The 26,480-nt window shown below is 65.6% G+C and carries 23 protein-coding genes; 9 read left to right on the forward strand and 14 right to left on the reverse strand.

Annotated features, from left to right (window positions below; translation table 11 throughout):
* Positions 1-3: 3 nt before the first annotated feature.
* Positions 4-1,281: a phosphoribosylamine--glycine ligase gene (purD, locus tag F8O06_RS10330; protein ID WP_158038490.1), complete on the forward strand. Its 1,278-nt coding sequence runs from the start codon at positions 4-6 to the stop codon at positions 1,279-1,281.
* 28 nt (positions 1,282-1,309) lie between these two features.
* Positions 1,310-2,191: a phosphoribosylaminoimidazolesuccinocarboxamide synthase gene (locus tag F8O06_RS10335; RefSeq protein WP_158038491.1), complete on the forward strand. Its 882-nt coding sequence runs from the start codon at positions 1,310-1,312 to the stop codon at positions 2,189-2,191.
* A gap of 107 nt (positions 2,192-2,298) precedes the next feature.
* On the opposite strand, the gene F8O06_RS10340 is transcribed toward F8O06_RS10335, so the two are convergent.
* Entirely contained in the window at positions 2,299-4,035 is a 1,737-nt protein-coding gene (locus F8O06_RS10340; RefSeq protein ID WP_158038492.1) for a hypothetical protein, read from the reverse strand.
* A gap of 187 nt (positions 4,036-4,222) precedes the next feature.
* On the opposite strand from F8O06_RS10340, the gene purS reads away from it, so the two are divergent.
* From purS to F8O06_RS10360, 4 genes are all read left to right on the forward strand, one after another.
* Positions 4,223-4,477, forward strand: coding sequence for a phosphoribosylformylglycinamidine synthase subunit PurS (purS, locus tag F8O06_RS10345; RefSeq protein ID WP_158030684.1), 255 nt, complete (start codon positions 4,223-4,225; stop codon positions 4,475-4,477).
* Positions 4,477-5,277 carry a phosphoribosylformylglycinamidine synthase subunit PurQ gene (gene purQ, locus F8O06_RS10350; protein ID WP_158038493.1) on the forward strand — a complete coding sequence of 267 codons (801 nt, stop codon included), beginning with the start codon at positions 4,477-4,479 and terminating at the stop codon, positions 5,275-5,277. Before purS ends, purQ begins: the two co-directional genes overlap by 1 nt.
* Positions 5,274-7,571: a phosphoribosylformylglycinamidine synthase subunit PurL gene (gene purL, locus F8O06_RS10355; RefSeq protein ID WP_158038494.1), complete on the forward strand. Its 2,298-nt coding sequence runs from the start codon at positions 5,274-5,276 to the stop codon at positions 7,569-7,571. Before purQ ends, purL begins: the two co-directional genes overlap by 4 nt.
* 154 nt (positions 7,572-7,725) lie before the next feature.
* Positions 7,726-8,091, forward strand: a complete 366-nt coding sequence (locus F8O06_RS10360; RefSeq protein WP_158038495.1) for a GNAT family N-acetyltransferase — start codon at positions 7,726-7,728, stop codon at positions 8,089-8,091.
* A 36-nt stretch (positions 8,092-8,127) separates the two neighbouring features.
* On the opposite strand, the gene F8O06_RS10365 is transcribed toward F8O06_RS10360, so the two are convergent.
* The 8 genes from F8O06_RS10365 to pyrE all read right to left on the reverse strand — a co-directional run bounded on the left by F8O06_RS10365 (position 8,128) and on the right by pyrE (position 16,692).
* On the reverse strand, positions 8,128-8,478 hold the full coding sequence (locus F8O06_RS10365; RefSeq protein WP_158030680.1) for a hypothetical protein: 351 nt from the start codon (positions 8,476-8,478) through the stop codon (positions 8,128-8,130).
* Positions 8,479-8,581: 103 nt separating this feature from the next.
* Complete coding sequence (gene nth / locus F8O06_RS10370) at positions 8,582-9,247, reverse strand: endonuclease III (protein ID WP_158030679.1); 666 nt, start codon at positions 9,245-9,247, stop codon at positions 8,582-8,584.
* An 18-nt stretch (positions 9,248-9,265) separates the two neighbouring features.
* Entirely contained in the window at positions 9,266-10,555 is a 1,290-nt protein-coding gene (locus tag F8O06_RS10375) for an adenylosuccinate synthase (RefSeq protein WP_158030678.1), read from the reverse strand.
* Positions 10,556-10,657: 102 nt separating this feature from the next.
* Positions 10,658-12,355, reverse strand: coding sequence for a hypothetical protein (locus tag F8O06_RS10380; protein WP_158038496.1), 1,698 nt, complete (start codon positions 12,353-12,355; stop codon positions 10,658-10,660).
* An 87-nt stretch (positions 12,356-12,442) separates the two neighbouring features.
* Entirely contained in the window at positions 12,443-14,254 is a 1,812-nt protein-coding gene (locus F8O06_RS10385) for a phosphoenolpyruvate carboxykinase (GTP) (RefSeq protein ID WP_158038497.1), read from the reverse strand.
* Positions 14,255-14,453: 199 nt separating this feature from the next.
* The gene (locus F8O06_RS10390; protein WP_158038498.1) at positions 14,454-15,164 is read right to left on the reverse strand and encodes a TrmH family RNA methyltransferase; all 711 of its coding nucleotides are present in this window, start codon (positions 15,162-15,164) and stop codon (positions 14,454-14,456) included.
* A 25-nt stretch (positions 15,165-15,189) separates the two neighbouring features.
* Complete coding sequence (locus F8O06_RS10395) at positions 15,190-15,999, reverse strand: HAD-IIA family hydrolase (protein WP_158030674.1); 810 nt, start codon at positions 15,997-15,999, stop codon at positions 15,190-15,192.
* A 129-nt stretch (positions 16,000-16,128) separates the two neighbouring features.
* On the reverse strand, positions 16,129-16,692 hold the full coding sequence (pyrE, locus tag F8O06_RS10400; protein WP_158030673.1) for an orotate phosphoribosyltransferase: 564 nt from the start codon (positions 16,690-16,692) through the stop codon (positions 16,129-16,131).
* A 151-nt stretch (positions 16,693-16,843) separates the two neighbouring features.
* On the opposite strand from pyrE, the gene F8O06_RS10405 reads away from it, so the two are divergent.
* Positions 16,844-17,656, forward strand: coding sequence for an exodeoxyribonuclease III (locus F8O06_RS10405; RefSeq protein ID WP_158038499.1), 813 nt, complete (start codon positions 16,844-16,846; stop codon positions 17,654-17,656).
* A gap of 662 nt (positions 17,657-18,318) precedes the next feature.
* Complete coding sequence (locus F8O06_RS10410; RefSeq protein ID WP_192496921.1) at positions 18,319-18,825, forward strand: endonuclease domain-containing protein; 507 nt, start codon at positions 18,319-18,321, stop codon at positions 18,823-18,825.
* A 285-nt stretch (positions 18,826-19,110) separates the two neighbouring features.
* Here the strand turns inward: F8O06_RS10410 and F8O06_RS10415 are convergent, their stop codons facing one another.
* From F8O06_RS10415 to lipB, 3 genes are all read right to left on the reverse strand, one after another.
* Positions 19,111-20,031 (reverse strand): AEC family transporter, encoded by a 921-nt coding sequence (locus tag F8O06_RS10415; RefSeq protein WP_192496922.1) that lies wholly within the window; start codon positions 20,029-20,031, stop codon positions 19,111-19,113.
* A 22-nt stretch (positions 20,032-20,053) separates the two neighbouring features.
* Positions 20,054-21,091 carry a lipoyl synthase gene (gene lipA / locus F8O06_RS10420; protein ID WP_158038688.1) on the reverse strand — a complete coding sequence of 346 codons (1,038 nt, stop codon included), beginning with the start codon at positions 21,089-21,091 and terminating at the stop codon, positions 20,054-20,056.
* Between the two features lie 203 nt (positions 21,092-21,294).
* On the reverse strand, positions 21,295-21,960 hold the full coding sequence (lipB, locus tag F8O06_RS10425) for a lipoyl(octanoyl) transferase LipB (RefSeq protein ID WP_225733475.1): 666 nt from the start codon (positions 21,958-21,960) through the stop codon (positions 21,295-21,297).
* Positions 21,961-22,025: 65 nt separating this feature from the next.
* On the opposite strand from lipB, the gene F8O06_RS10430 reads away from it, so the two are divergent.
* Positions 22,026-23,117: an alpha/beta hydrolase gene (locus tag F8O06_RS10430; RefSeq protein ID WP_158038502.1), complete on the forward strand. Its 1,092-nt coding sequence runs from the start codon at positions 22,026-22,028 to the stop codon at positions 23,115-23,117.
* A gap of 45 nt (positions 23,118-23,162) precedes the next feature.
* Here F8O06_RS10430 and F8O06_RS12525 read toward each other — a convergent pair whose 3' ends face one another.
* Positions 23,163-24,941 (reverse strand): ABC transporter permease/substrate binding protein, encoded by a 1,779-nt coding sequence (locus F8O06_RS12525; protein ID WP_158038503.1) that lies wholly within the window; start codon positions 24,939-24,941, stop codon positions 23,163-23,165.
* Positions 24,941-26,326 carry a quaternary amine ABC transporter ATP-binding protein gene (locus tag F8O06_RS10440; protein ID WP_158038504.1) on the reverse strand — a complete coding sequence of 462 codons (1,386 nt, stop codon included), beginning with the start codon at positions 26,324-26,326 and terminating at the stop codon, positions 24,941-24,943. Before F8O06_RS10440 ends, F8O06_RS12525 begins: the two co-directional genes overlap by 1 nt.
* Between the last annotated feature and the right edge of the window lie 154 nt (positions 26,327-26,480).

Raw genomic sequence — 26,480 nt, forward strand, 5'->3', positions numbered from 1 at the left:
CGAGTGAAGATTCTCGTACTCGGCTCGGGCGCGCGCGAGCACGCCATCATCCGTCGGCTGCTGGCCGACCAGACCACCCATGAGATCGTCGCGGCTCCCGGCAACGCCGGCATCGCGGCAGACGTGCCCGTCGTCGCCCTCGACGCCGCTGACGGTGCGGCCGTCGTCGCGCAGGTCGAGCGCGACCGACCTGATCTGGTCGTCGTCGGCCCCGAGGCGCCTCTGGTCGCGGGTGTGGCGGACGCCGTGCGCGCGCTGGGCGTACCCGTGTTCGGCCCCGACCGTGACGCGGCTCGACTCGAAGGCTCGAAGAGCTTCGCCAAGCAGGTCATGGAGGCCGCCGGGGTGCCCACCGGGCGCGCGGTTCGCGCCAGCACCCTGCCCGAGGCCGAGGCCGCACTGGACGAATTCGGCGCACCCTATGTGGTGAAGGCCGACGGTCTCGCCGCAGGCAAGGGCGTCATCGTCACCGACGACCGGGATGCGGCCGTCGCACACGCGAGCCGTTGGATCGACCAGAGCGTGCTGATCGAGGAGTTTCTCAGCGGGCAGGAGGTCTCGCTCTTCTTTCTCGCCGACGGCACCCGGGTCGCACCGCTCTCTCCCGCGCAGGATTACAAACGCGTCGACGACGACGACCAGGGCGCGAACACCGGAGGCATGGGCGCCTATTCGCCGCTGCCCTGGGTGGGCGACGACTTCGTGGCGCAGGTGCGCGACACGGTGGCCCAGCCGACGATCACCCAGCTCGCGAAACAGGGCGACGAGTTTCGCGGTCTGCTCTACTGCGGCCTGATCATCACGCCGAAGGGCCTCCGCGTCATCGAGTTCAACGCTCGTTTCGGCGACCCCGAGACGCAGGTCGTGCTGCCCCGCCTCGAAGGCGAGTTCGGCGAGCTGCTGCTCGCCGCCGCCGAAGGCCGCCTCGACTCTGTGCCGGCACCTCGTTTCTCTCCCCAGCGCGCGATCACCGTGGTCATGGCCAGCGAGGGCTACCCCGAGCAGTCACTCACCGGTCGGGTGATCACCGGCGTCGACGAGGCCGAGCAGCTGCCCGGTGTGAGCGTCATCCATGCGGCGACCGCCGATGAGAACGGCCATCTGATCGCCACCGGCGGCCGGGTGCTCAACGTTGTCGCGGTCGCCGACACCTTCGAGGCGGCTCGGGCCGCAGCGTATGCTGGCATCGAGCGCATCGGACTCGAAGGCGAGCACCATCGCGGCGACATCGCCGCTGCGAGCCGCACCCGCGCCGACCTTTTGACCGATCCGAACGCCTGACGACAACTGAACCACTGGAAAGGTGACCATGTCTTCGTCTGCCCTTGAGCTGCCCGGCTGGAAGCACGTCTACTCCGGCAAAGTGCGCGAGCTCTACATTCCTCTGAGCGCAGAGTCGCTCGACACCGCCACACAGGTGCTGATGGTGGCCTCAGACCGCGTCAGCGCCTTCGACCACATGCTCGAACCGCCCATCCCGGGCAAGGGCGAGCTGCTCAGCCAGATGGCACTGTGGTGGTTCGAGAAGCTCGACTTCGCGAACCACGTGCTCAGCACCGACGTGCCAGACGCCGTCGCCGGTCGTGCGATCATCGCGAAGCGGCTCAAGATGTACCCGCTCGAGGCGGTCGTTCGCGGCTACATCGCCGGATCAGGCTGGGAGGAGTACCACCGCAGCGGCACCGTGTGCGGCATCGAGCTGCCCGCCGGACTCGAATTCGGAGACAAGCTGCCCGAACCGATCTACACTCCGGCGTTCAAGGCTCCTGCCGGCCAGCACGACGAGAACATCTCGTACGAGCAGAGCATCGATCTCGTTGGCGAAGAGGCGGCAAAGGCCATTCGGGACGCCTCGCTGAACCTCTACCAGCAGGGTGCGGCCATCGCCGAGCAGCACGACCTGATCATCGCCGACACGAAGTTCGAGTTCGGCAGCGACCTCGGCCGTCTGGTGCTGGCAGACGAAGTGCTCACCTCTGACTCGTCCCGCTACTGGAGTCGCGAGGCATGGGCCGAGGGCCGCCGCCGCGAGAGCTTCGACAAGCAGATCGTGCGCAACTGGCTGAGCGACAACTGGGACAAGACCGGGGTTCCGCCAGAGCTCCCCGCAGAGATCGTGCAGCAGACCGCAGCCCGCTACCGCGAGCTCTTCGAGAAGCTCACCGGCGAGAGCGCGCCGGCTGAGCGCTGACGGAGCAGCGCTCAGCCGACAGCACTCAGTTGAGCGGCAGGTCGAAGTTCTTCTTGTCGATCGTGCGGCCGTCGCTCGTCGGCTCGACATGCCTCGTTGCGATTCAATCAGCGTGACGCAGCCATTGATGCCAGGCTGAGCCCGACGTAGAGCACAATCAGTCCGGCGATGATGATCGCACTCGAGCTCATCACCGTGCGCAGCCGACGTCCGGGCTGAGACACATGCATGTGTCGAGTTGTCTGCTCCCCACGGGTCAGGGCAGCAGTCGGCCAGAGCCGCTCATCCCGCCATCTCTCCCAGCGCCGCACTCGGCGTTCCAGAACACTTATTGCACCAGACAGCCGAACCCACGTCGCAGGATCCCGTGTCACGACATCGTACTTGCTGCGCAGCACGACGCGATCATCGATGAGTTCCACGTCAAAGCCGTGCACGTCATCCACTAACCAGGCCATAACGTCGGGGGTCATCAGATACAGCGCATCTCGCTCGTAACCGCTTGGACAGTACAAGTCGAAATGCCGGTCGAAATCGCCTTCAAGAGATAGCCGCTGAGTCTGAGCTGGTGCCAGAAATGACGAGAAGGCCGGCCATCCCCGGCGCCGACGTCGCAGCAGAACATTCGGCAGGCTAACTGAGGTGTGAACCTCGCAGATACCACCAAACTGCCCCTGCCCATCGGTACCATCGCCGCTGCGCTCCGTGTTGGCGATCATCATCGGGCGGCCCCTGCGTCGGCGCAGCACACGAACCAGACGCAGATCGTCCCCGAGGGTTCGAAATCCTCGCGGGGAGTAATCGAATCCGTTGTCGTCGGCAAACCTGCCGTAACGCATGTGATCGGCAACCGATGTGACCTGGCCACTCTGACGTGCGCTGAACGATGCAAAAAACACTCCTCCGACCGCAAGGAGCAAGGTGAACGCGCCCAAGCCCAACGTTTGAGACCCGAAGATCGGTTCGCCGTGTTTTATCACCTCCCCAGACAGAGTGACAAGCATGATGAGAACCACACATGGCACAGTCCACGCAAGACCGGTGAACGCGAGCTGGCGAACGCGCAACAGAGGTTCGAAGGTACTCGGGTGTTCACGTTTGGTCTGAGCGACTTCGGCCTGAGTCACTCGGCTCTGCAGCGCCTGCACATTGAAACGTATGGGGGTCGAATCGACTTCAGCTGGTTCAACGACATCGACATCGCGCCAGATCTTTCTCAGCAGCTGCGGACGCGTACCAGTCGATCGTTCACGCACATCGCTCAAACGCATACCGAAGTATGTGCTCGGCAAGACGATCAAAGCGGCACCGGCAATCATGCCCAACCCGTCTGAATCATGACGCCCTGCATCTGAAGCTATCACCAGCCCGAAGACGAGCAGCGCGTCGAGAATCACCGGGCCAGCCCACAGCTTCAACATGCGCAACCACCCGTGCAACGGCCGGTAGCGCCACGCGAGTGCCCCACCATAGACGCACGGCAGCGAGAAGATCAGAATGACAGCGATCAAGTCGTCCAAGCCAATCGCCAAGACAGCTGCGACGATCCACAGCCCTGCCACTAAGTCTGCCATCCACATCGGCACGTCCGTGAGATGGAGCATATCCCGGTTCAAAGGCACCAGCCGAAGACCGCGGAAGGAACTCGTGTCAGAATCAACGGCATCGTCGGAATCAGATTTGACACGGCGCAATGCTCGTCGTCGAAAAATGGTTCGTACCATGGGAGCAATGCCTCCCCCAGCAGAAAACACGACGGGCATCCAAGTGAGAACAGGCAGCCCCTTCACCCAAAGCACGATGACGAACACAACACTCAGGAGACCAAATCCGATCTGAGCCATGACAGCAGCTTGCCGAGCAGCTGCTTTGTCTCGTTCATCACAGACAGTGGAGCCCAAGATGGCGCCGTTCAACACAGATGTCATATGTTGCAGGGTACCGGCTCAGATGCGGGCTCCAGTCTGCTGAGACTAGAATTGATCTGTCTCATCAGGCGCAACAATCACTCACACGGTAAGGCGAGTATCAGTGTCGAAGATCATTGTCGAAATCATGCCCAAACCAGAGATTCTGGACCCTCAGGGCAAAGCGGTCGCCGGGGTGCTGCAGCGTCTCGGCCATGAGCAGATCACGGGCGTGCGCATCGGCAAACGCTTCGAGGTCGAGGTCGACGGCGAGGTCAGCGACGAGCTGCTCTCCAAGGTGGCCGAAGTGGCAGCCGACGTCTTCTCGAACCCCGTGATCGAAGACGTCGTCAGCGTCGCCGCCGCCAAGGAGGACTGATGGCCGACGCGACCACAGCATCCCCCGCACGGCCGGCGCGCATCGGCGTCGTGACCTTTCCCGGCACGCTCGACGACGGCGACGCCCGCCGCGCGGTGCGCTTCGCCGGGGCCGAGGCCGTCGCTCTCTGGCACGCCGACACCGACATCTCAGGCGTCGACGCCATCGTGCTGCCGGGTGGGTTCAGCTACGGCGACTACCTGCGGGCCGGCGCGCTCGCGACGCAGTCGCCGATCATGCGCTCGATCATCGAGGCGGCGAACGACGGCCTGCCCGTGCTCGGCATCTGCAACGGCTTTCAGGTGCTCACCGAGTCTCACCTGCTACCCGGTGCGCTCGTGCGCAACGAGCACCTGCACTTCATTCGACATGATCAGAGCCTGCGCATCGAGTCGACCGAGACCGCGTGGACGAACGGCTACGAGCGCGGCCAAGAGGTCGTCATTCCGCTGAAGAACGCCGAAGGCCGCTACGTGGCCGACGAGACGACGCTGCAGCAGCTCGAAGACGACGGCCGCATCATCGCACGCTACATCGACGGCAACCCCAATGGCTCGGCCCACGACATCGCCGGCATCACCAACGCCGCAGGCAACGTCGTCGGCCTCATGCCGCACCCCGAGCACGCGATCGTGCCCGGCTTCGGCCCCGACACCGCCGAGCGCATGCGCTCGGGCACCGACGGCCTGACCTTCTTCACCTCTGTGCTCACGCATCTGGGCATCGCACCCGTCGACGATGTGGTGCCCACCTCACACGCACCAGAGCACCACACCGCAGACGCAGGGATTCGCGAATGACCACCACACAGAACCCAGCCGTGCCCCAGCCCGACAGCGTGCAGCACGCCGCCGAGACGCCCGACGTCGCACAGCCCTACGACCAGCTCGGCCTGACCGCCGACGAGTACCAGCGCATCCGTGACATTCTCGGGCGCCGCCCCACCTCAGGCGAGCTCGCAATGTACTCGGTGATGTGGAGCGAGCACTGCTCGTACAAGTCGAGCAAGAAGTACCTGCGTCAGTTCGGCGACACCACTCCGGAGCAGCGCGAGCGCATGATGGTCGGCATCGGCGAGAACGCCGGCGTCGTCGACATCGGCGAGGGCTGGGCCGTCACGTTCAAGGTCGAGAGCCACAACCACCCGAGCTTCGTCGAGCCCTTCCAGGGTGCGGCCACCGGCGTGGGCGGCATCGTGCGCGACATCATCTCGATGGGCGCACGCCCGGTCGCGGTGATGGATCAGCTGCGCTTCGGCGCGATCGACGCTCCCGACACCCGCCGCGTCGTCGACGGAGTCGTGCGCGGCATCTCGGCCTACGCGAACAGCCTCGGCCTGCCGAACATCGGCGGCGAGACCGTCTTCGACAAGGTGTATCAGGCGAACCCGCTGGTGAACGCCCTCGCGGTGGGCGTGCTGCGCCACGACGAACTGCACCTGGCCAACGCCAAGGGCGCCGGAAACAAAGTCGTGCTCTTCGGTGCGCGCACCGGCGGAGACGGCATCGGCGGTGCGTCGATCCTCGCCTCTGACACATTCAGCGAAGGCGGGCCCACGAAGCGGCCGGCCGTGCAGGTCGGCGACCCCTTCGCCGAGAAGCTGCTCATCGAGATGTGCATCGAGCTGTTCAAGCACGATCTCGTCGAGGGCATCCAAGACCTGGGTGCGGCGGGCATCTCGTGTGCGACCAGCGAGCTGGCGGCCAACGGAGACGGCGGCATGACCGTCGAACTCGACAGCGTGCTGCTGCGCGACCCCACGCTCACCGCCGAAGAGATTCTGATGAGCGAGTCGCAGGAGCGCATGATGGCCGTGGTGCGGCCTGAGAAGCTCGATGCGTTCCTCGCCGTCGCCGAGAAGTGGGCCGTCGAGACCTCGGTCATCGGCGAGGTCACCGACGGCGACCGTCTTATCATCAACTGGCGTGGTGTCGAGATCGTGAACGTGCCGCCGCGCACGGTCGCCGTTGACGGGCCCGTCTACGACCGACCGGTGCAGCATCCGGCATGGATCGACGACTTGCAGGCCGACACTGCGGCCGCACTGGAGCGCGACAACTCAGGCGAGGGTCTGGGCGACACACTGCTGTCGATCATCGCAAGCCCGAACCAGGCCGACACAGCGCTGATCACCGACCAGTACGACTACTACGTGCTGGGCAACACCGCGTTCTCGTTCCCCGAAGACGCCGGCATGATCCGCGTCGACGAGGAGACCGGTCTGGGCGTGGCTCTCGCGACCGACGCGAACGGACGCTACGCGCAGCTCGACCCGCGTGCCGGCGCCCGACTCGCGCTCGCAGAGGCCTACCGCAACGTCGCCGTGAGCGGCGCTGTGCCCGCCGCGGTGACTGACTGCCTGAACTTCGGCAGCCCCGAGAACCCCGAGGTCATGTGGCAGTTCTCCGAGGCAACCGCCGGGCTGGCCGCGGGCTGCCGCGAGCTGGGCATCCCGGTGACCGGCGGCAACGTGAGCTTCTACAACCAGACCGGTGACACTCCGATTCACCCGACGCCCGTCGTCGGCGTGCTCGGCATCATCGACGACGTCGCGCGCCGAGTGCCGAGCGGCTGGCAGGATGAGGGCCACAACCTGTATCTGCTCGGCACGACCTACGACGAGCTCGACGGTTCGGCCTGGGCTGAGACGGTCTACGACCACCTCGGCGGTGTGCCACCGACAGTCGATCTGGCGGCAGAGCGCAAGCTCGGCGAGATTCTCGCCTCGCTCGCCCGCGAGGGTCTGGTCACCTCGGCGCACGATCTGAGCGAGGGCGGCCTGGGCGTCGCGCTTGCCGAGGGCGTGATGCGCTTCGGCGTCGGTGCGCGGGTCTGGCTCGACGAGATCATGTCGCGCGATGAGGTGGATGCCACGGCTGCGCTGTTCTCTGAGTCGACGGGCCGCGTGCTGGTCTCGGTCGCTCGCGAAGACCAGGTTCGGTTCGAGGGCATGCTCTCGGCACGGGACTACCCGGTGATCCGCATCGGCGTGACCGACCAGACCGTGGGCCTCGAGGTGCAGGGGCTGTTCTCGATGGGCGTCGACGTGCTCCGGGCTGCGCATCAGGGCACGCTGCCCCGCTACTTCGGCTAAGAGGCTGCTGCGCTGCGACAGCGCCGACCGACGGGGCTTCCCGTTCGTCGGCGCTGTCGCTCGTTAACGAGTCACTGCGGTGACATCTCGCCGGCCGAGCTGCATCGTATAAGTTCGCTGGCTCTTCTGAACGACCATCACGTAGCGTGACGGCATGAGCGAGCACCAACAGCATCCACATGACGACGTCGACATCAGACACCTGCCCGACGAGCACGCCTTCGCTCTCTACGACGGCGACGCTCGTATCGGCCGCATCGACTATGCGCGCGACGGGACGGGGTCAGACAGCGTGATCGATCTGCATCACACCGAGGTCGACAAGGAGTACGGCGGTCGTGGGCTCGCCGGGCGGCTCGTGCGCACCGCAGCCGACCACTTCGCGGCTGAGGCCGACCAACCGCGACTGAAGGCCACGTGCCCGTATGCGCGCGGATGGCTGTCGCGGCACACCGATGACTACGGCAGGATCTTCGACCCCGAGTTCATGAAGAGACTGCAGGGTGAGGCGTCCGAGTAGCCGGTCAGGCAGGCTGCGAGCTGAGGTATGGTCTGATCAGTGCCAGAGCGTCGCGACCGCGACGTTGACGAGCGCGAGCCCGCCGACGGCATGCGCCAGGCCGACCGGCACGGTCTCACCGCGCACTGCCTTGCCGCGGCCCACGAACGCCGCAGCGGCGATCACGATTGCGAGCACCAGCTTCACGCCGATCTTGATGTAGTTGATCGTGTGCCCGTCCATTTCGGCAAGGCCCACCAGTGCGATGCCGCTGACCAGCTGCACGAGTGCGCCGATGAGCTGCCACTGCGTCACCGTCGGGGTCTTGAACGTTGCCAGCCACCCGCCGACGAGTGCCGCCGCGCCGAGAATGTGCAGAAAGACCAGGATGGAAGTGACGATGCTCATACGACCACGATATCCACGGTCGAGTCACAGCGCCCGCGAGCACCGCCTTGCCTGACCTACAGCCGATGTTTGCACAGCCGGAAGCGCCGGCGCAGCACGCCTTTCACGGCGCGAACGACGGACACAGCTGCGCGAGCGGACAGCTGGCGCACTCCGGCTTGCGCGCATGGCAGATGCGTCGCCCGTGCCAGATGAGCTGGTGTGAGAGCTGAGTCCAGTCTTTCTTCGGGAACAGCTCCGCGATCTCGAACTCTACCTTGACGGGGTCTTTCTGCTTCGTCCAGCCGAAGCGCCGCACCAACCGCCCGAAATGGGTGTCAACCGTCAGCCCCGGCACTCCGAACGCATTGCCCAACACCACGTTGGCCGTCTTGCGCCCGACCCCGGGCAGCGTGACCAGCTCGTTCAGCCGATGCGGGATCTCCCCATGAAAATTCTCGACGACGCCCTGTGCCATGCCGATGAGGTTGCGCGACTTGGCTCGGAAGAACCCGGTCGAGCGAATGATCGACTCGAGCTCGATCGGGTCGGCCTCGGCGAGCGCCTGCGGCGACGGATACCGGGCGAACAGCGCCGGGGTGACCATGTTCACCCGGGCGTCTGTGCACTGCGCCGAGAGAATCGTCGCCGCCGTCAGCTCGTACGGCGAGCGAAAGTCGAGCTCGCAGTGAGCCTCTGGATACGTCTCAGCGAGGATCCGCCCCATCTTTCGCGCACGGCGGGTGCGCGCGAGCGGCGTCTCGCGTTCGACGTCGGCCCAAGTGGTCATGCGGATGCCCGGTTCGGGTCAGTCGTGCAGCATGCTGTGACGCTCGATGATCGCGTCACGAGCAGCACCTGTGCCGATCACCGAGATGCGTGCGCCGGAGAGCTCTTCGAGATGCTCGACGTAGGCTTTGGCATTCGCTGGCAGATCGTCGAACTCGCGCGCGGTGGAGATGTCTTCGCTCCAGCCTGGGAAGTACTCGTAGATCGGCTTGGCGTGGTGGAAGTCGCTCTGGTTGACGGGCATCTCGTCGAAGCGCGTGCCGTCGACGTCGTAGGCCACGGCCACAGGGATCTTCTCGATGCCGGTGAGCACGTCGAGCTTGGTGAGCACGAAGTCGGTGACCCCGTTGACTCGCGCGGCATAGCGCGACACCAGCGAGTCATACCAGCCGGTGCGGCGCGGGCGCCCGGTGGTGACGCCGAACTCGAAGCCGGTCTTGCGCAGGTAGTCACCGCTCTCGTCGAAGAGCTCGGTCGGGAACGGCCCGGCTCCCACTCGTGTGACATAGGCCTTGGCCACGGCGATCACGCGGTCGATGCGGTTGGGGGCGACGCCCGAACCGGTCGCTGCACCGCCCGAGGTGGGATTCGACGAGGTGACGAAGGGATAGGTGCCGTGGTCGACGTCGAGCATGGTCGCCTGACCGCCCTCGAAGAGCAGGGTCTTGCCAGCGTCGAGCGCCTGGTTCAGCTCAAGCGAGGTGTCATGCACCATCGGGCGCAGTCGGTCGGCATAGCCGAGCAGCTCGTCGACGATCTCTTCGGCGTCGATGGCGCGACGGTTGTAGAGCTTGACCAGCAGCTGGTTCTTCTGCTCGAGCGCACCCTCGACCTTCTGCCGAAGGATGTTCTCGTCGAAGAGATCCTGAACGCGCACGCCGACGCGGTTGATCTTGTCGGCGTAGGCGGGGCCGATGCCGCGACCGGTGGTGCCGATCTGGCGTTTGCCGAGAAAGCGCTCGCTCACACGGTCGAGCACACGGTGATACTGCGTGATGACATGCGCATTCGCGCTCACCCGAAGCTTCGAGGTGTCGACGCCGCGAGCCTCGATCGCGTCGAGCTCTTGAAAGAGCACTTCGATGTCGACCACCACACCGTTGGCGATGACCGGCACGACGCCGGGGCTGAGAATGCCCGAGGGCAGCAGGTGCAGGGCGTACTTCTCGTCACCGATGACCACGGTGTGGCCGGCGTTGTTGCCGCCGTTGTACTTGACCACATAGTCGACGCTGGAACCGAGCAGGTCAGTGGCCTTGCCCTTTCCTTCGTCGCCCCATTGAGCTCCGACCAGAACGATGGCAGGCATTCGGCACCTCTCACTTGTTCGCTGTTGTGCGCCGTCGGCCTAGGAACATGGCGTTCGTCAGCAGGCACGACATTCCCAGTGTAGTGCACGGGTCTGACGGAGTCAGTAGCTCCGTGACCCCGACCCCGAAGACCGAGAGACCTGCTCGCCGATCGCCCGGCCGTAATCCTGGAGCACGCTGTCGAGACGGTCTTCGTCCTGCAGCCGCATGATTTTTCCAGAAATCGTGCTGGTGACGTCTGCCATGGTCGACAGCGGGCTGAAGTACCAGCCGCCCTGCTCTTTGACCGCGATGAACGAGAACTGGTCGATGCCCAGCTCGCCGGCCTGCGGAGGCTCCCCGAAGTCGATCGTGACCGGCCGGCCCTGCACGGTCATAGTCACCTTGAGCTGGCGGATCTCCAAGCGGACGTACTGGCCCGACATCGGAAAGTCCAAGACATAGCCGTCGGGCATCACGCGAGCCTGATCTCCGCTGACCGTGCTCGACCCAGGGGTCTGCCCCAATCGCACTTGGGGGCTCGAGCTCGGCCGGCCGAGTCGTTCTGCGAACGGCTGGCCGTACAGGCTGAACGCTCGTCGCTCAGCAGTCGGCAGGCTCTTGGCCACATCGTCGTAGCGACCGCTCTGCATCGCGTCGACCACAGCCTTGGTCGTCGTCGAGAGCGCCTCTTCTGGGCTGGACGCGCCGGGGGCCTCGGCCGCCGAGAGCACCCTCCCGCGCTGCACCTGAGCACTGGGATGCTGCTCGTTGTACGATCCGAGCGCTGCTTCGCCTGCGGTGAGCAGCGGGCTGAAGTACCACTTCCCAGACTCTTTGACGGTGACCATCGACAGCGGCAGGGTGCTGTGCTCGTCTGGTTTCGCCAGATCGATCGTCTGCGGCAGGTCGATCTGCCGCTGCATCTGCTCTGGTGTGGTCTGTCTTCCAGGCCTACCCTGCATGGCGGCCACGCTGTTGCTGAGATCGGCCAGTCGCTGGGCCAGTGCGTCTTCGTCGGTGGTCGAGACTGTAAGCGTGCCTGACACGAACGTCACTTTGGAGACTTCGTCGTCTGCGATCGACTCCTGACGAGTCGAGACGTCTTTCTGCTCGACATCGATCAGCTGCACCACCTGCTGCAGGCTCTGGAGCACGTCTGTCGCCTCTGCGCCCAGACCGGAGTCGCTGGCGTGGGTTGCGGACTGCTGCACCAGCGGGGTGAGCACCGCGGCCTCGGATGGCGCCACCGATTCCAGCAGCTTCACCGGGTTCTTCGCGGAGAGCCCGTCGATCAGACTCACCGCGGCGGCTTCCGGAGACGAGTGGCCGCCTCCCACGATCGATCGAACCGCCCACCAGGCTCCCCCGCCGATCGCCAGTGCGATGACGACCACGATCGCAGTGATCCAGATCCAGCGACGCCCCTTCTTGGTGGCCGTGGGCGGCTCATCTGCTCCTGGCCGCTCTGGTGTCGTCGGCTGCGACGAGGACCACTCGGGCTGCGCTGGCTGCAGTGCGGATCCGGCTGGTGGGGTGTTGTGCGGCAGACGTGGCGGAGGCCCGCCTTCACCGGTGGCCGGTTTGGTCGCCAGATCTGCAGCCTGCCGGCCGGATGCCTCGGTCGAGCGAAGTCGAGCGACCTCTGCTCTGGCTCGCTGGTCGCCTTCGCTGCCCAGCCAGTCGAGAAGTCCGGGATAGACGTTCGGATGCCGAGCGATCAGCGACCCCAGGCCAGGTTCTGCCACGGCGATCTCGGCGAGTCTGGCAGCGCTGGTGGCAGGATCGCGCACCTCGTGTTCGAGCGCGGGATTCGTCATCGGGGTTCCCTTCGGCAGAGCGGAGCAGACCTGTGCGACCTGCCTCCACCCTACCGAATGTGTTTCGCCCGACCGGAGGTCACGCGATCAGTGATCGGCAGCCTCTTCGAGCTGCTGCTGCAGATCGCCCAGACGCTCGCGCAGCGCCACGGGCACGCGGGAGCCGAAGATCTTGAAATAGCTCTCGACGTCGTCGGTCTCGTGCAGCCAGGCCTTCGGATCGAGCGCGAAGAGCGCCTGCCAGTCTTCATCGGTGACGTCAGTGCCCTCCAGCGCGAACTCCTGCTGCCGGGGAATGACACCGAGAACATTGCTCTCGCCCTCGGCGTCACCGTCGAGGCGCTGAGCGATCCAGTCGATCACGCGCGAGTTGTCGCCGAAGCCCGGCCAGAGGAACGATCCGTCAGCGCTGCGACGGAACCAGTTGACGCCGAAGATGCGCGGAGCACCCTCACCGAGCGTCTCGCCTATCTCAAGCCAGTGCCCCCAGTAGTCGGCCATGTTGTAGCCGCAGAACGGCAGCATCGCGAAGGGGTCTCGGCGCAGCTGCCCCACGGTGCCCTCAGCGGCGGCGGTCTGCTCACTGGCCATGGTGGCCCCGATGTAGACGCCGTCACGCCACGAGTTCGACTCGACCACGAGTGGGGTGTTGGTACGACGGCGACCACCGAAGAGAATCGCATCGACCGGCACGCCTTCCGGGGCATCCCAGTCATCAGCGAGCGACGGCGCCTGGTCGGCACGCACCGTGAAGCGGGAGTTCGGGTGCGCGGCAGTCGTCTCGCTGGCCGGAGTCCACTCGCGACCGCGCCAGTCGGTGAGGTGCTCGGGCACCTCTTCGGTGAGCCCCTCCCACCACACGTCGCCGTCGTCTGTCAGTGCGACGTTGGTGAAGATGACGTTCTCGCTGAGCGCTTCGATCGCATTTGGATTCGTCGTGACGCCAGTGCCCGGAGCAACGCCGAAGAACCCGTTCTCAGGGTTGATCGCGTACAGGCGACCGTCTGCCTTGGGGCGCATCCAGACGATGTCGTCACCGAGCGTCTCGACCTTCCAGCCGGGCAGCGTCGGGCGCATCATCGCGAAGTTCGTCTTGCCGCAGGCAGAGGGGAACGCCGCGGTGATGTGGTAGCTGCGGCCTGCCGGGCTGGTGGCGCGAATCAGCAGCATGTGCTCGGCGAGCCAGCCCTGATCGCGCCCCATCGCCGAGGCGATGCGCAGCGCGTAGCACTTCTTGCCGAGCAGGGCGTTGCCGCCGTAGCCCGAGCCGAACGACCAGATCTCGCGGGTCTCGGGAAACTGAACGATGTACTTCTTCTTGCTGCACGGCCACGGCACGTCGGCGATCTCGTTGCCCGCCTCGTCGCGCAGCGGGTGACCGACCGAGTGCACAGCCGGAACCCACTCGGCACCGGCGTTGATCTGCTCGGCGACCTTGTCGTTGTCGACGCGAGTCATCAGGTGCATGCTCACCACGACGTAGGGAGAGTCGGTGAGCTGGATGCCGACCTTCGAGATGTCGCCGCCGAAAGGGCCCATCGAGAAGGGGATGACGTACATGGTGCGGCCGCGCATGGCGCCGGTGAACGCCTCTTTGAGCTCTGCGCGCATCTCGTCGGGGTCACGCCAGTTGTTAGTCGGCCCGGCGTCTGCCTCGCGCTTCGAGCAGATGAAGGTGCGGTCTTCGACGCGTGCCACGTCGGTGGGGTCGGTGCGAGCGAGAAAGCTGTTCGGACGCTTCTCGGGGTTCAGCCGAATGAAGGTGCCGTCGTCGACGAGCTGCTGGGTCAGGCGATCCCATTCCTCCTGCGAGCCGTCAGCCCACTCAATGCGATCAGGCTGCAGAATCTCTGCGAACTGATCGACCCACTGGCGTACGGACTCATTGTGCTGAACCATGGAATTCGACTCTCTTCATTGATAGCTGAGGTGTTTCAGGGGGACGCCGTTGGCCCTGCAAGACCTACACTATACCGGCAATATATTTTGTGCGAACCGGTGACCGACCGAGCGTCCGCTCCACGTCAGAGACCAGACACGCGCTGTGAGACGCACCGTGAGACGAGGGGCGCGCGCCGCGCACGGCATCCGCGTGATCTCAGTGTGCCGAAGCGGCCGTTCCCGGGATCACGGCGTGCTCCCGCACCCAGTCATGCATGATCACCGCAGCCGCCGCCGACGCGTTGATCGACCGGGTCGACCCGAACTGCGTGATCTTGACGATCTCGTCCGACGCCTCGATCGCAGCCTCGCTGAGCCCGGGGCCCTCCTGCCCGAACAGGAACACACACCGCTCAGGCAGGTGCAGCCCCTCGACCGGCACTGACCCCGGCACATTGTCGACGCCGATGATCGGCAGCTCAAGGCGATGCGCCCAGTCGACGAACTCCTCGATCGTCGCGTGATGGTCGACGTGCTGGTAGCGATCGGTGACCATCGCACCGCGCTTGTTCCAGCGTCGGTTGCCGATGATGTGCACGCGCTCGGCCAGAAACGCGTTGGCGCTGCGCACGATCGAGCCGATGTTCATGTCGTGCTGCCAGTTCTCGATCGCCACATGGAACGGATGCCGATGCTGATCGAGATCGGCGACGATGGCCGCCATATTCCAGTACCGGTAGCGGTCGATCACGTTGCGCGAGTCGCCGTGCTCGAGCAGCTCAGGGTCGTAGCGCGGGTCGTCGGGCCAGCTGGCTTGACCGCCGGGCCACGGGCCGACACCGTGCGTGGTGCGTTCCGGGGATGCCGTGCGCGGCTCAGACTGCTGCGCGTCAGGTCGGCTGTCGGTTGCGTTGCTCTGCTCGTTCACCCGACGAGTGTAGCGCCGCAGGCCGTCAGATCAGGTCTGACACCGAGTCGAGCACTTCGTCGGGACGGAACGGGTAGCGCTCGACCTCGGCACGGTCTGAGATTCCGGTGAGCACGAGCACGGTGTGCAGGCCGGCCTCGATGCCGGCGACCACGTCGGTGTCCATGCGATCGCCGATCATCCCGGTGGTCTGCGAGTGGGCGCCGATGCGCGTCATCGCCGAGCGGAACATCATCGGGTTCGGCTTGCCCACGATATAGGGCTCGTGACCGCCCGTGGCCTTCGAGATCAGTGCGGCGATCGCGCCGGTGGCGGGCAGCGGCCCTTCAGGGCCGGGTCCGGTCGGATCGGGGTTCGTGCTGATGAAACGAGCGCCGCCGAGAATCAGCCTGATCGCCTTGGCGATCGCCTCGAACGAATAGGTGCGGGTCTCGCCCACGACCACGTAGTCGGGGTCACGATCGGTCATGACGAACCCGGCCTCGTAGAGCGCCGTAGTCAGCCCCGCTTCGCCGACCACATAGGCGCTGCCGCCGGGCATCTGCGATTTCAGAAAGTGCGCGGTGGCGAGCGCCGAGGTCCAGATCTCGTCTTCGGCGACGTCGATGCCCATCGAGTGCAGCCGTGCGCTCAGGTCACGCGGCGTGTAGATCGAATTGTTGGTGAGCACCAAGAAGCGTCGACCGGCCGCTCGCCAGCTGCGGATCAGCTCACCCGCGCCAGGCAGGGCGCGCCCCTCCTTGACCAGCACGCCATCCATGTCGGTCAGCCACGAGACGATGCGCGAGCGCCGTTCCGGCTCGACGGGTGACTCGGGCTGCAGGTCTTCGCTCATGACTCCAGAATGCCACAGACGCGCGAGGGTGACGGGCGCGTTCAGCGTCTGTTCAGCTCGCCGTGCGCAGGCCTCTGGGCAGACGCCGGATCCGGCGATGCGGCAGAAGACGACGCCAGACCTGAGATCTCAGACGTCGAGTTCGTCGACGCTGATCGCAGCCAGATACGGGATGCCCTCAGCCTCGATGGCCTCTTTCGCACCGGTATGGCGGTCGACGACCACGGCCACCGCGGCGATCTCTGCGCCGACCTTCTTCAGGGCCTCGATTGCCTTCAGCGGCGACCCTCCGGTCGTCGAGGTGTCTTCGACCACGATCACGCGCTTGCCCGTGAGGTCAGGACCCTCGACCTGACGGCCGCGGCCGTGGTCTTTGGGCTCTTTGCGCACGACGAAGGCGTGATAGTGCTGCCCCGCCGCGACGCCCTGATGCAGAATCGAGGTGGCGATGGGGTCTGCCCCGAGGGTCAGCCCGCCCACCGCATAGATGTCTGGCACGTCTTTGATCAGATCGACCATGACCTGGCCGATCAGCGGTGACACTCGGTAGTCGAGGCTCACCTTGCGCATGTCGACGTAGTAGGTCGCATGCTTACCGCTGACCAAGGTGAAGTCACCATGGAACACCGCGTCGGAGTTGATGTACGAGATGAGCTGACGGCGAACGTCGTCGATTGCGGGCGCAGAAGTCATGCCGCCATTCTACGTGTGCGCGGCGAGTGGCTCTGGCGCTGATGGCCAGCGGGGCGTGCGCCCCCCCGGCGGGGCCCTGCACACCCGACCAGCGCGCGGCTCACAGCCCCAGCGCGCCTCCGGCATCCCCCGACGTTGATAAAGTGACCCCGTGCGCATCGCAACTTGGAACGTGAACTCGATCAGGGCCCGCATCGATCGGGTCGTCGAATGGCTCGACGAGAACGACGTCGACGTGCTCGCCCTGCAGGAGATCAAGTGCAAGGAGTCGCAGTTCCCGTTCGGTCGCTTCGAGGAGCTCGGCTACGAGGTGCACATGCACGGCCTCAACCAGTGGAACGGCGTGGCGCTGGTCAGCCGCATTCCTGCCGAGGACGTCGAGCGCGGCTTCGCCGGGCAGCCGGAGTTTCGCGATGTGGTCGAGGCGAGAGCAATCGGCGCGACCTTCGACGGCGTGCGCGTCTGGAGCCTCTATGTGCCGAACGGCCGCGAGCTCGACGACCCGCACTACGCCTACAAGCTCGCCTGGCTGCGTCAGCTGCATGCGGATGCCGTGGGCTGGCTTGCCGACGACCCTGACGCCCGCATCGCGCTGGTCGGCGACTGGAACATCGCTCCGCGCGACACGGATGTGTGGGACATGAAGGCGTTCGCGGGCAAGACGCACGTCTCGCAGCCGGAGCGCGACGCCTTCGCCTCGTTCGAACGCGCGGGGTTCTCTGACGTCGTGCGCCCCTACGCGCCCGGGTACACGTATTGGGACTACAAGCAGCTGCGCTTCATCCGCGACGAAGGCATGCGCATCGACTTCGTGATGGGGTCGCCCGCGTTTGCCGCGGGCGTCGAGAACGCGTTCGTCGACCGCGGTGCACGCGAGGGTGTGCAGCCCAGCGACCATGTACCCGTGGTCGTCGACATCGATGTGCCCGGCACCTTCGACGACGACCGGCCGATGGCGTTCTGAGCGCGGCACACTGACGGAGATTGCAGGCTGTCTACCGCGATTGCTCAGAATCGCCCGTATTCTGCCAATTCGTGGCGGCGAGGTGCAATCCCCGCAGGCACACTGGGTCAACCGCGCAAGCTGGGCTGTGTGCGAAAGCCTGCCGGCGGGGTCGTCTCATAAAGCGCTCAGACGGAGTGCGAGGCGCAGAGCACGTGACAGATTCTCCACTTTGGGTTCTCCACTTTGGGTTCTCCACATTGGGCAGGCAGACCCGGAATTCTCCACAACGGCGAAACGCCCCTATAGCGAGCTGCCATTTGCTGCGAGCATCAGAGCCATGCCGTTACCGCACAGATTCTCACCGTTCGGCGTCTGCACGACTGCGACGCTCGCCCGTGCAGGCATCTCACGGTGGCAGATCAGAAGCCTGCACGCCGACGGCACGCTCACAACGGTGCGGACAGGGCTGGCATGCCGAACGCAACGCAGAGAGCGCCGTTCTGGCAGCGGTTCAGGCCGGCGGGGTGCTGAGCGGACTCCACCGTCTCAAACTCCTCGCCGACGGTATCTGGCTGCCGCCCAACTCACCACCTCACATGTACACGCACCACCCTGCTCACGCCCAGGGATGGGTTGGCCACCGCTGGCCCCGACTGTGCAGCCCAGATGTGCAGTTCGGCGTGGTCCCGACGATCATCGCGCTGCGTCATGGGCTGTCGGATCAGCCGCTTGAACAGGCGGTCGCGGTCGTCGACTCACTGGCTCGATTCTGCACGCTGGCGAAGCCCCAGCGCAACCGACAGTCCCTCACGCTCAGCCCCACCGATCTGTTCGCAGAGCTCTCGCGTACGCCTTTCGGACGCCGAGTCATCGCGCATTCCGACTCGGCTGCCGAGTCGGGGCTCGAGAGCATCGTACGAGTGCTGCTGACCTTAGCCGGCCACCATGTTGAGACTCAGGTGGTCATCGTACGCAGTCAGCGCATCGATTTGGTGGTCGACGAAATCCTGGCGATCGAAGTCGATGGGCGTACACACGATGGGCACCAGCGCACGCTGCAGGATCGCGCGAAAGAGGCGGACATCCGCGCTGCCGGCTACCGTCTGGCCAGATACAGCTATCCGCAGATCATGCAGAACTGGGCTGGTGTCTATGCCGACATTCTGCGACTGCTCACCATGCACTGACACGTCTGCAGCTCCTGTTGTATGAGCTGCCCGAGCGCGACGCCACCCGAATTCGCACGCTGTACACCTCGATTGGCCAGAATCCCCCATATTTTCGCCAATCCGTGGCGGCCAGCTGCAATCCGCGCAGGTGCGCGCTCTGCAGGAGCAGGCCGGTGCGGATGTTGAGGCGGGCAGGCAGGTGCTGAGTGGTGGGCAGGTGGCTGATGGGCTGGGGCGGGGTGAAGTAGGGCTGGCAGGAGCAGACAGGTGCAGATACTGGTGAGCAGGCCGGCGGGGTGAGGCTCAGTAGAGCAGCGCGACGATGCCAGCGACGACCGGCACCGAGATCAGCGTGCTGGTGAACGCGGTGTCTCGCGCAAGCGTCTGCCCCACACCATAGGTCGTCGCGTAGTTGTACGTGTTCTGCGCCGTCGGCAGCGCGGCCATCACCACGGCCACCATGAGCGCATGCCCCGACAGACCGAAGAGATGCACGGCGAGCACCCACCCGATCGCCGGCTGCACGAAGCTCTTGACCAGCACGGCCACCGTGATGCGCCCGATCGGGCTGCCTGCTGAGAACGGACGCTTCGCGGCCAGTGACATGCCGAAGTTGATCAGCATCGTCGGCACCGAGATGCCGGCGATCAGGTGAACGGGCTCATAGATCACATCGGGAACCGGAATGCCGATCGTCACCACCGCGATGGCCACGACACTCGCGATCAGCACCGGGTTCAGCAGCACGTGTTTGAGGGTGGGCCACAAGCCGTCTCCTCCGCCGGTCACGACGTCGAGACAGATCATCGCGATCGGCGTGTAGAGCGCCATCTGGAAGAGCATGATCGGAGCAATCTGCGAGGAGTCACCGAGCGCATATACCGCAATCGGAATACCGAGGTTGCCGATGTTGACGTATGACGCCGACATGACTCCGATCACCGTCTCGCCGCCCTTGGGGCGCCAGATCGGCACGACCACGGCGAGATAGGTCACGATCGCCGCGGCGACCGAGATCATCTGCACTCCGAGAGCCGGGGTGAGCAGATCCTGCGGCTGCGTCTTGACGATCAGGCTGAACAGCAGGCAGGGCTGAGCCACATAGAAGATCAGCTTCGACAGCACCGGCCGAGCCTCAGGCCCGAGCACCCCGCCACGCCCGAGACCGAAGCCGACGAGAATGATGACCGTGATGACGCCGAAGCCGACGAGCACCCCGCTCACGAGCTGATTCCAGGATGCATGGTCAGACGGCCTGCCGGAACGCGTCCGGCTGATCCGCCTTGTCTGCAAGGTGCTGCAGATGCGCAGGAATGGCACGCCCGCGCTTGCGCATGGTCTGCGCCCACAGCCGACCGGCCCGGTACGACGACCGCACCAACGGCCCGGAGAGCACCCCGGGGAAGCCGATCTGTTCGGCCTCGGCCTTGAGCTCGACGAACTCCTGCGGCTTGACCCAGCGATCGATCGGGTGGTGCAGCTTCGACGGCCGCAGGTACTGCGTGATGGTCAGAATGTCGCATCCGGCCTCATGCAGATCGTGCATGGCCTGCGAGATCTCCTCACGGGTCTCGCCCATGCCGAGAATGAGGTTGGACTTCGTGATCATGCCGGCAGCCCGCGCCTGGGTGAGCACATCGAGCGAGCGCTCATAGCGGAACGCCGGGCGAATGCGTTTGAAGATGCGCGGCACCGTCTCAAGGTTGTGCGCGAACACCTCGGGTTTCGCGTCGAACACCAGCTGTAGGCGCTCTGGCCTGCCGCTCAAGTCGTCGGCGAGCACCTCGACGCCGGTGCCCGGGTTCTGCTCGTGAATCTGGCGAATGGTCTCGGCATACAGCCAGGCGCCGTCGTCGGGCAGGTCGTCGCGGGTGACACCGGTGATCGTGGCATAGCGCAGATCCATGCGCGCGACCGACTCGCCGACACGACGCGGCTCGTCCATGTCGAGCGGCTCGGGCTTGCCCGACATGATGTCGCAGAAGTCACAGCGCCGAGTGCAGATCGCGCCGCCGATGAGGAACGTCGCCTCACGGTCTTCCCAGCATTCGAAGATGTTCGGGCAGCCGGCCTCCTGGCAGACCGTGTGCAGCCCCTCGTTCTTCACCAGGCCGTGCAGCTGCTGGTACTCGGGGCCCAAGTGCGCTCGCGTCTTGATCCACGAGGGCTTCTTCTCGATCGGGGTCTCGGCGTTGCGGCGCTCGACGCGGCGCAGCTTTCGCTCGCCGTCCTGTCTGAGGTTGCGCAGGTTGCCACGCGACGGCCCCGCGGTGCGTGCCGGCATGGTAGGCATGCCGAGACTGGCCGGGCCGGCGGATGCGCTGGCACCGTGAGAGCCGCATCCGCAGCCGCCAGCGGCGTGGGCCGCGTCAGCATTCGACTCATGCGAGCCCCCGCAGGCGCAGCCGGCGTCCTGCGCCGCCGCGCCCGGCGCGGTCTCGACACGAGTTGCGAGCATTCGGGCGACATGATCGGGAACAGGCTGAGTCATGAGACGGCGACCTCCTCGATGAGCTTCTCAAGATGGGGGGTGACGATCGGCACCATGTCGGCGGGCGTCACGGTGCGGCCGAGCACCTGCGTGATGCTGGTCACACCGGCATCGGTGATGCCGCAGGGCACGAAGGTGTGGAAGACGGAGTTGTCAGTGCTGCAGTTCAGTGAGAAGCCGTGCGTGGTCACGCCGCGCGAGGCGTGGATGCCGATCTGCGCGATCTTCTCGTCGGTCGGCAGCCCTGTGTTGACCCAGACTCCTGACCGACCCTCGACGCGAAAGCCGTCGATGCCGATCTCGGCCAGCGAGTCGATGAGCGCCTGCTCGACCGACCGCACGTAGGGAACCAGTCGCAGGTGCTCGCGCAGTTCGAAGACGGGATAGCCGATCAGCTGGCCCGGCCCGTGCCAGGTCACTTTGCCGCCGCGGTTGATCGGCACGACGGGCGTGCCGTCTGTGGGGTAGTCTGCGGGGTCTGCACGACGACCTGCGGTGTAGACCGCCGGATGCTCGAGCAGAAAGACGTCGCCACGGCTGTCGCCCGCCTTCACGGCGGCCTCGGTTCGCTCCTGCAGGTCGAGGGCCTCGCGGTAGTCGACGAGGTCGGGGGCGAGCCCGACCACCTTAATGGGTATCCCGGTGGCAGTGCTGACGTTCACACCTGTCACACTATCCCATCTCGATGACACGAAATGACACCCGCCACTCGACCATAATGTGAGGCATGCAGACCTTCACGCCGCCAGACGGTCGCTGGCACCCGGATGTGCTCGGCGACGACTTCGAACAGCGCACCCTGCCGTTGGGCGTCGACGCAGAAGGCGACGTCTTCGCAACCCTGGTCAGATATCGGACGAAGGATGCCGCCCGCAGCCCGCAGCCCGGACGTCTGCCCGCCGTCGGGCAGATCTTCGCCGGATGGGACGTGCTCTATGTGCACGGCTGGAACGACTACTTCTTCCATCCTCACGTCGCACGATGGTTCGCCGAACGCGGGGCGCGCTTCTATGCGCTCGACCTGCGCAAGTACGGCCGAAGCCTGCGTCCCGGGCAGACGCATGGGCTGATCTCGAATCTGAGCGAATACGACTATGACATCGCTGCGGCGCTCGAGGCGATGGCAGACGATCCGTTCGAGCCGACACGAGCCAGACGCCCGCTCGAAGAGATCGCGAGCCTGCTCACTCCCGCACGCAGCCACCACGCTCACAAGCGTCGACTGGCATTGTTCGGACATTCGACCGGCGGTCTGATCTTCAGCCTCTGGGCAGATCGGCATGCCGGTCAGGCAGACGCTCTGCTGCTCAACAGCCCCTGGCTCGAGCTGCAGGCGAAGGCCATCGGGCGACAGGTGATCGCGCCGATGCTCGAGCTGCAGTCCCGAGTCGATCCGCACAACACGCTGCCGTCGATCGACTTGGGCTACTACAACCGTTCGGTCAGCGCCGAGGGCCGAGGACAGTGGACGTTCAACGAAGAGTGGCGGCTGCCCCGCGGCTGCGACATGCCGGCGATCTGGCTGTCGGCGGTGCTCGCCGGGCACGCGCGCGTCGCCGCCGGGCTCGACGTACGCATCCCCATTCTCACCATGACCTCGGCGCACAGCACGCTGTCGACCACGTGGAACGATGCGATGCTTCGCACAGACAGCGTGCTCAACGTTCGCGACGTCGCCGAGCGAGCCCTCGGCCTGGGGCCGGAGGTCACAGTGGTGCGCATCGAAGACGCCCTGCACGACATCTTTCTGTCACGACCTCGGGTGCGGCAGGCCGCCTTCGACTCGATCGCCCGCTGGGCCGGCGGCTACCTGCGCTGAGGTGCCGCCGGCCTGATCATCGCGGCCGGACGAACCGGCGACTGCTCACTGCGTGAGCCGGTCGACGTATTCGCGGTTCTCGTCAGACCACTCGCGCACGGGACGCGTGTAGTCATTGCCGTCGACGCCGCTGTTGAACATCGCGTTCTCGAGCGAGGCGAGCGTCGCGGTATCCATCCGGAAGCCGCGCATCCAGCGCACCAGATCTGGGTCGTCGTCTTCGAGACCGGCCCGGGCGAAGCTGTGAATCTGCTCCGCCTGACCGAGTGTGCCCAGTGGATCCTCGAGATCGCGGATCGGGAACGCGTCGTACGCCCAATGCGGCTTCCACAGTGTGACCACGATGTTCTTGCCGCCACTGGTCGCGTTCTTCAGCTCGGTGAGCATCGCTGTGGTCGACGACGTCGTGTAGTCCATGCCCTGCAGACCGTACTGCGGGATCACCGCCTCTTTGGTGATGCGGGTGAGCCCGGCGCCCGGTTCGATGCCGATCAGGCGGTTGTCGAACGCGTCGGCGTTCGCCGCCAGTTCGGAGAGCGACGTGATCGGCGCATCCTCGTTGACGGCGATGGTCAGCTTGGCCTCGTCGTTCCAAGCTCCCAGGTCGATCATCTTGTCGCCGTACTGCTCGATGTAGTCGCGATGGGTCTCAGGCAGCCAGGTGTCGAGCACCAAGTCGAAGCTGCCCTGCGCGACACCGGTGTAGGCGGCGGCCGGGTCGACATTGGTCAGCTGCACCTTGTACCCCTTGCCTTCGAGCTCCTGCTTCCACAGCCACGAGGCCGCAATGCCCTCGTCCCAGCCGTTCATGACGGCGATGCGCACAGTCTTCTGCGTCGAGCCGAGCCCGGAGAGACCGCCGTTGAAGATGCTCGCCAGCACCAGCACCACGACCCCGCCCAACGCGATCAGCGTGTTGCGACGCGTGTGACTGGCAGCCGGGCTGACCGACTCCCCTGCGCCGGCATCCGCCGAAACGGGGCGCGCCGACGTCGAGACGCGACGCCCCATGGCCGAGGTCACGCGGTCGAGGTAGACGGCCAGGATCACGACCGACAGCCCGGCTTCGAAGCCGAGCGCCACGTCGATGCGGCTCAGGCTCTGCACGACCGGGCTGCCGAGCCCGTCGGCGCCCACCATGGCCGCGATGACGACCATCGAGAGGCTCAGCATGATCACCTGGTTCACACCGGCCATGATGGACGGCAGGGCGAGCGGCAGCTGAATCTGCTTGAGGATGCGCCAGGGCGAGGCTCCGAACGACCGCCCGGCCTCGACGACTTCGGCGTCGACGCCGCGGATGCCGAGCTCGGTGAGACGCACGCCGGGAGCGAGCGAGAAGATGATCGCGGCGACGATGCCCGGCACCACGCCGACCGAGAAGAGAATGATCGCGGGAATCAGGTAGACGAAGGCAGGCATCGTCTGCATGAAGTCAAGCACCGGTCTGATGATCTTCGAGGCGGTCTGCGACTTCGCCGCCAGAATGCCCAGCGGCACGGCGATGATCACGGCGATCAGACTCGCGACGATCACGAGCGCGAGCGTGTCCATCGCATTCGACCACTGATTCAGCGTGTAGACGAGGGTGAGCCCGACCAGTGAGAAAAGCCCCAGACGCCAGGTCGCGACCCACGTGGCCAGTGCGGCCAGCAGCAGGATCACCACCCAGAACGGCGGGGTGACGAGCAGCCAGGCGAGGCCGTCGTAGATGCCGCCGAAGCCGACGCCGATGCCGGTGAAGAACCAGCCGAGCACGTCGGTGATCCAGGAGATGAAGTCGGCGACCCAGTCACCGAGCGGAATGCGAACGATGGGATCCATCAGTTGGCCTCCTCTCGGTCGTCAGCCGCCGCTTCGGGCGCAGCCACGGCATCCGCCGTCGCACCGGTGCCGATGCTCACCGACTCGCGAGGCTCGCCTTCGCTGCCGATGGCGCCCTGCAGCGCTGCGTGCGCCTGTTCGGTCAGAGTGTCACCCTCGGCCAGCGCCCGCACCTCCGGGGTGATCACGTCGATCGCCTGTGTCGTCGCCGGCACGCTGCCGAGCGAGGCCAGCAGCGTGGCGCGTGGGATGCCCCCGAGCAGCCGGCCGTGGTCGTCGACGACGCCGAGCGGAATCTTCGAGATGACCGACGGGCGCACCAGATCGGCCAGCAGCTCGTCGGGGCCGACGGTGATCGAGGGCTGCACGACCGAGCTGAGATCGGTGACGCCGTCTTTGATGAGACGGGTCGCGTCGCGGTCCGAGACCACTCCGCGGTATTTGCGGCCGCGGTCGAGCACGAACACGAAGGGGATCTGCTGCTCGCGCATCAGCCGAAGCGCGGTGCGCGGGCCCGAACCGATCTGCACCTGACCGAGGATCGGCTCCATCACACTGCGCGCGGTGAGCACGCGCGCTCGGTCGACGTCCTGCACGAACTGCGCGACATAGTCGTTCGCCGGGTCAGTGAGGATGTCTTCGGGCGTGCCGCTCTGCACGATGCGTCCGTCGCGCATCACCGCGACGCGGTCGCCGAGGAACATCGCCTCGTTCAGGTCGTGTGTGATGAACACGATGGTCTTCTTGAGGTCTTCCTGCAGGTCGAGCAGCTGCTCCTGCATCTCTCGGCGAATCAGCGGGTCGAGAGCCGAGAACGCCTCATCCATGAGCAGGATGTCGGTGTCGGCGGCGAGCGCACGCGCCAGCCCGACGCGCTGCTGCATGCCGCCCGAAAGCTCGCCAGGATACTTGCTCGCCCAGTCACGCAGCCCGACGCGTTCGAGCACCGTGATGGCCCGCTCGGTGCGTTCGGCCAGGTCGACGCCCTGCACCTCGAGGCCGTATGCGGCGTTCTCGAGCACGGTGCGGTTGGGCAGCAGGGCGAAGTGCTGGAAGACCATCGAGATGCGTTTGCGACGCAGCGCGCGCAGCTCTTTGGGATCGAGATCGCTCAAGTCATGGCCGAAGATGCTGACCGACCCTGCGGTCGGCTCGTTAAGCCCGTTCAGCATGCGGATCAGCGTGGACTTGCCCGAACCCGACAGCCCCATGACGACGAAGAACTCGCCGCGATCGACGGTGAAACTCGCATCGATGACCGCGGCTGTGCCGAGCTGGGTGAGCTCGCTGCGGTCGGCGCCCTCTTTGAGGCGCCGAATCACTTCTTGGGGTTTTCTGCCGAACACCTTGTACAGATGCTCGACTTCGATCACGGCAGACGTCATGCTCACCTCCGTGGCACGTCGTCGGGAGCTGGCGCTGCAATGCGTGGCGCTCAGACGTCGTGCCGAGTGTCGCGAACGGGTTGCCGCGGGTCTGAGACACTCACCGGATCAAGCCTGGCCTTCATGGCGGCGATCAGTGAGACTATACGTGCGC

The sequence above is a fragment of the Pseudoclavibacter sp. CFCC 14310 genome (assembly GCF_008831165.1).
Lineage (GTDB): Bacteria > Actinomycetota > Actinomycetes > Actinomycetales > Microbacteriaceae > Pseudoclavibacter_A.

Coding starts and splice junctions, on each gene's coding strand:
- lipA (WP_158038688.1), bottom strand. CDS start 21,091: ATGCCGGCACGCACCGCGGGGCCGTCGCGTGGCAACCTGCGCAACCTC.
- purQ (WP_158038493.1), top strand. CDS start 4,477: ATGGCCGACGCGACCACAGCATCCCCCGCACGGCCGGCGCGCATCGGC.
- F8O06_RS12525 (WP_158038503.1), bottom strand. CDS start 24,941: ATGGATCCCATCGTTCGCATTCCGCTCGGTGACTGGGTCGCCGACTTC.
- F8O06_RS10380 (WP_158038496.1), bottom strand. CDS start 12,355: ATGACGAATCCCGCGCTCGAACACGAGGTGCGCGATCCTGCCACCAGC.
- purL (WP_158038494.1), top strand. CDS start 5,274: ATGACCACCACACAGAACCCAGCCGTGCCCCAGCCCGACAGCGTGCAG.
- F8O06_RS10440 (WP_158038504.1), bottom strand. CDS start 26,326: ATGACGTCTGCCGTGATCGAAGTCGAGCATCTGTACAAGGTGTTCGGC.
- F8O06_RS10375 (WP_158030678.1), bottom strand. CDS start 10,555: ATGCCTGCCATCGTTCTGGTCGGAGCTCAATGGGGCGACGAAGGAAAG.
- F8O06_RS10385 (WP_158038497.1), bottom strand. CDS start 14,254: ATGGTTCAGCACAATGAGTCCGTACGCCAGTGGGTCGATCAGTTCGCA.
- F8O06_RS10335 (WP_158038491.1), top strand. CDS start 1,310: ATGTCTTCGTCTGCCCTTGAGCTGCCCGGCTGGAAGCACGTCTACTCC.
- F8O06_RS10365 (WP_158030680.1), bottom strand. CDS start 8,478: ATGAGCATCGTCACTTCCATCCTGGTCTTTCTGCACATTCTCGGCGCG.
- F8O06_RS10430 (WP_158038502.1), top strand. CDS start 22,026: ATGCAGACCTTCACGCCGCCAGACGGTCGCTGGCACCCGGATGTGCTC.
- pyrE (WP_158030673.1), bottom strand. CDS start 16,692: ATGACTTCTGCGCCCGCAATCGACGACGTTCGCCGTCAGCTCATCTCG.
- F8O06_RS10395 (WP_158030674.1), bottom strand. CDS start 15,999: ATGAGCGAAGACCTGCAGCCCGAGTCACCCGTCGAGCCGGAACGGCGC.
- nth (WP_158030679.1), bottom strand. CDS start 9,247: ATGACCACTTGGGCCGACGTCGAACGCGAGACGCCGCTCGCGCGCACC.
- F8O06_RS10340 (WP_158038492.1), bottom strand. CDS start 4,035: ATGGCTCAGATCGGATTTGGTCTCCTGAGTGTTGTGTTCGTCATCGTG.
- F8O06_RS10360 (WP_158038495.1), top strand. CDS start 7,726: ATGAGCGAGCACCAACAGCATCCACATGACGACGTCGACATCAGACAC.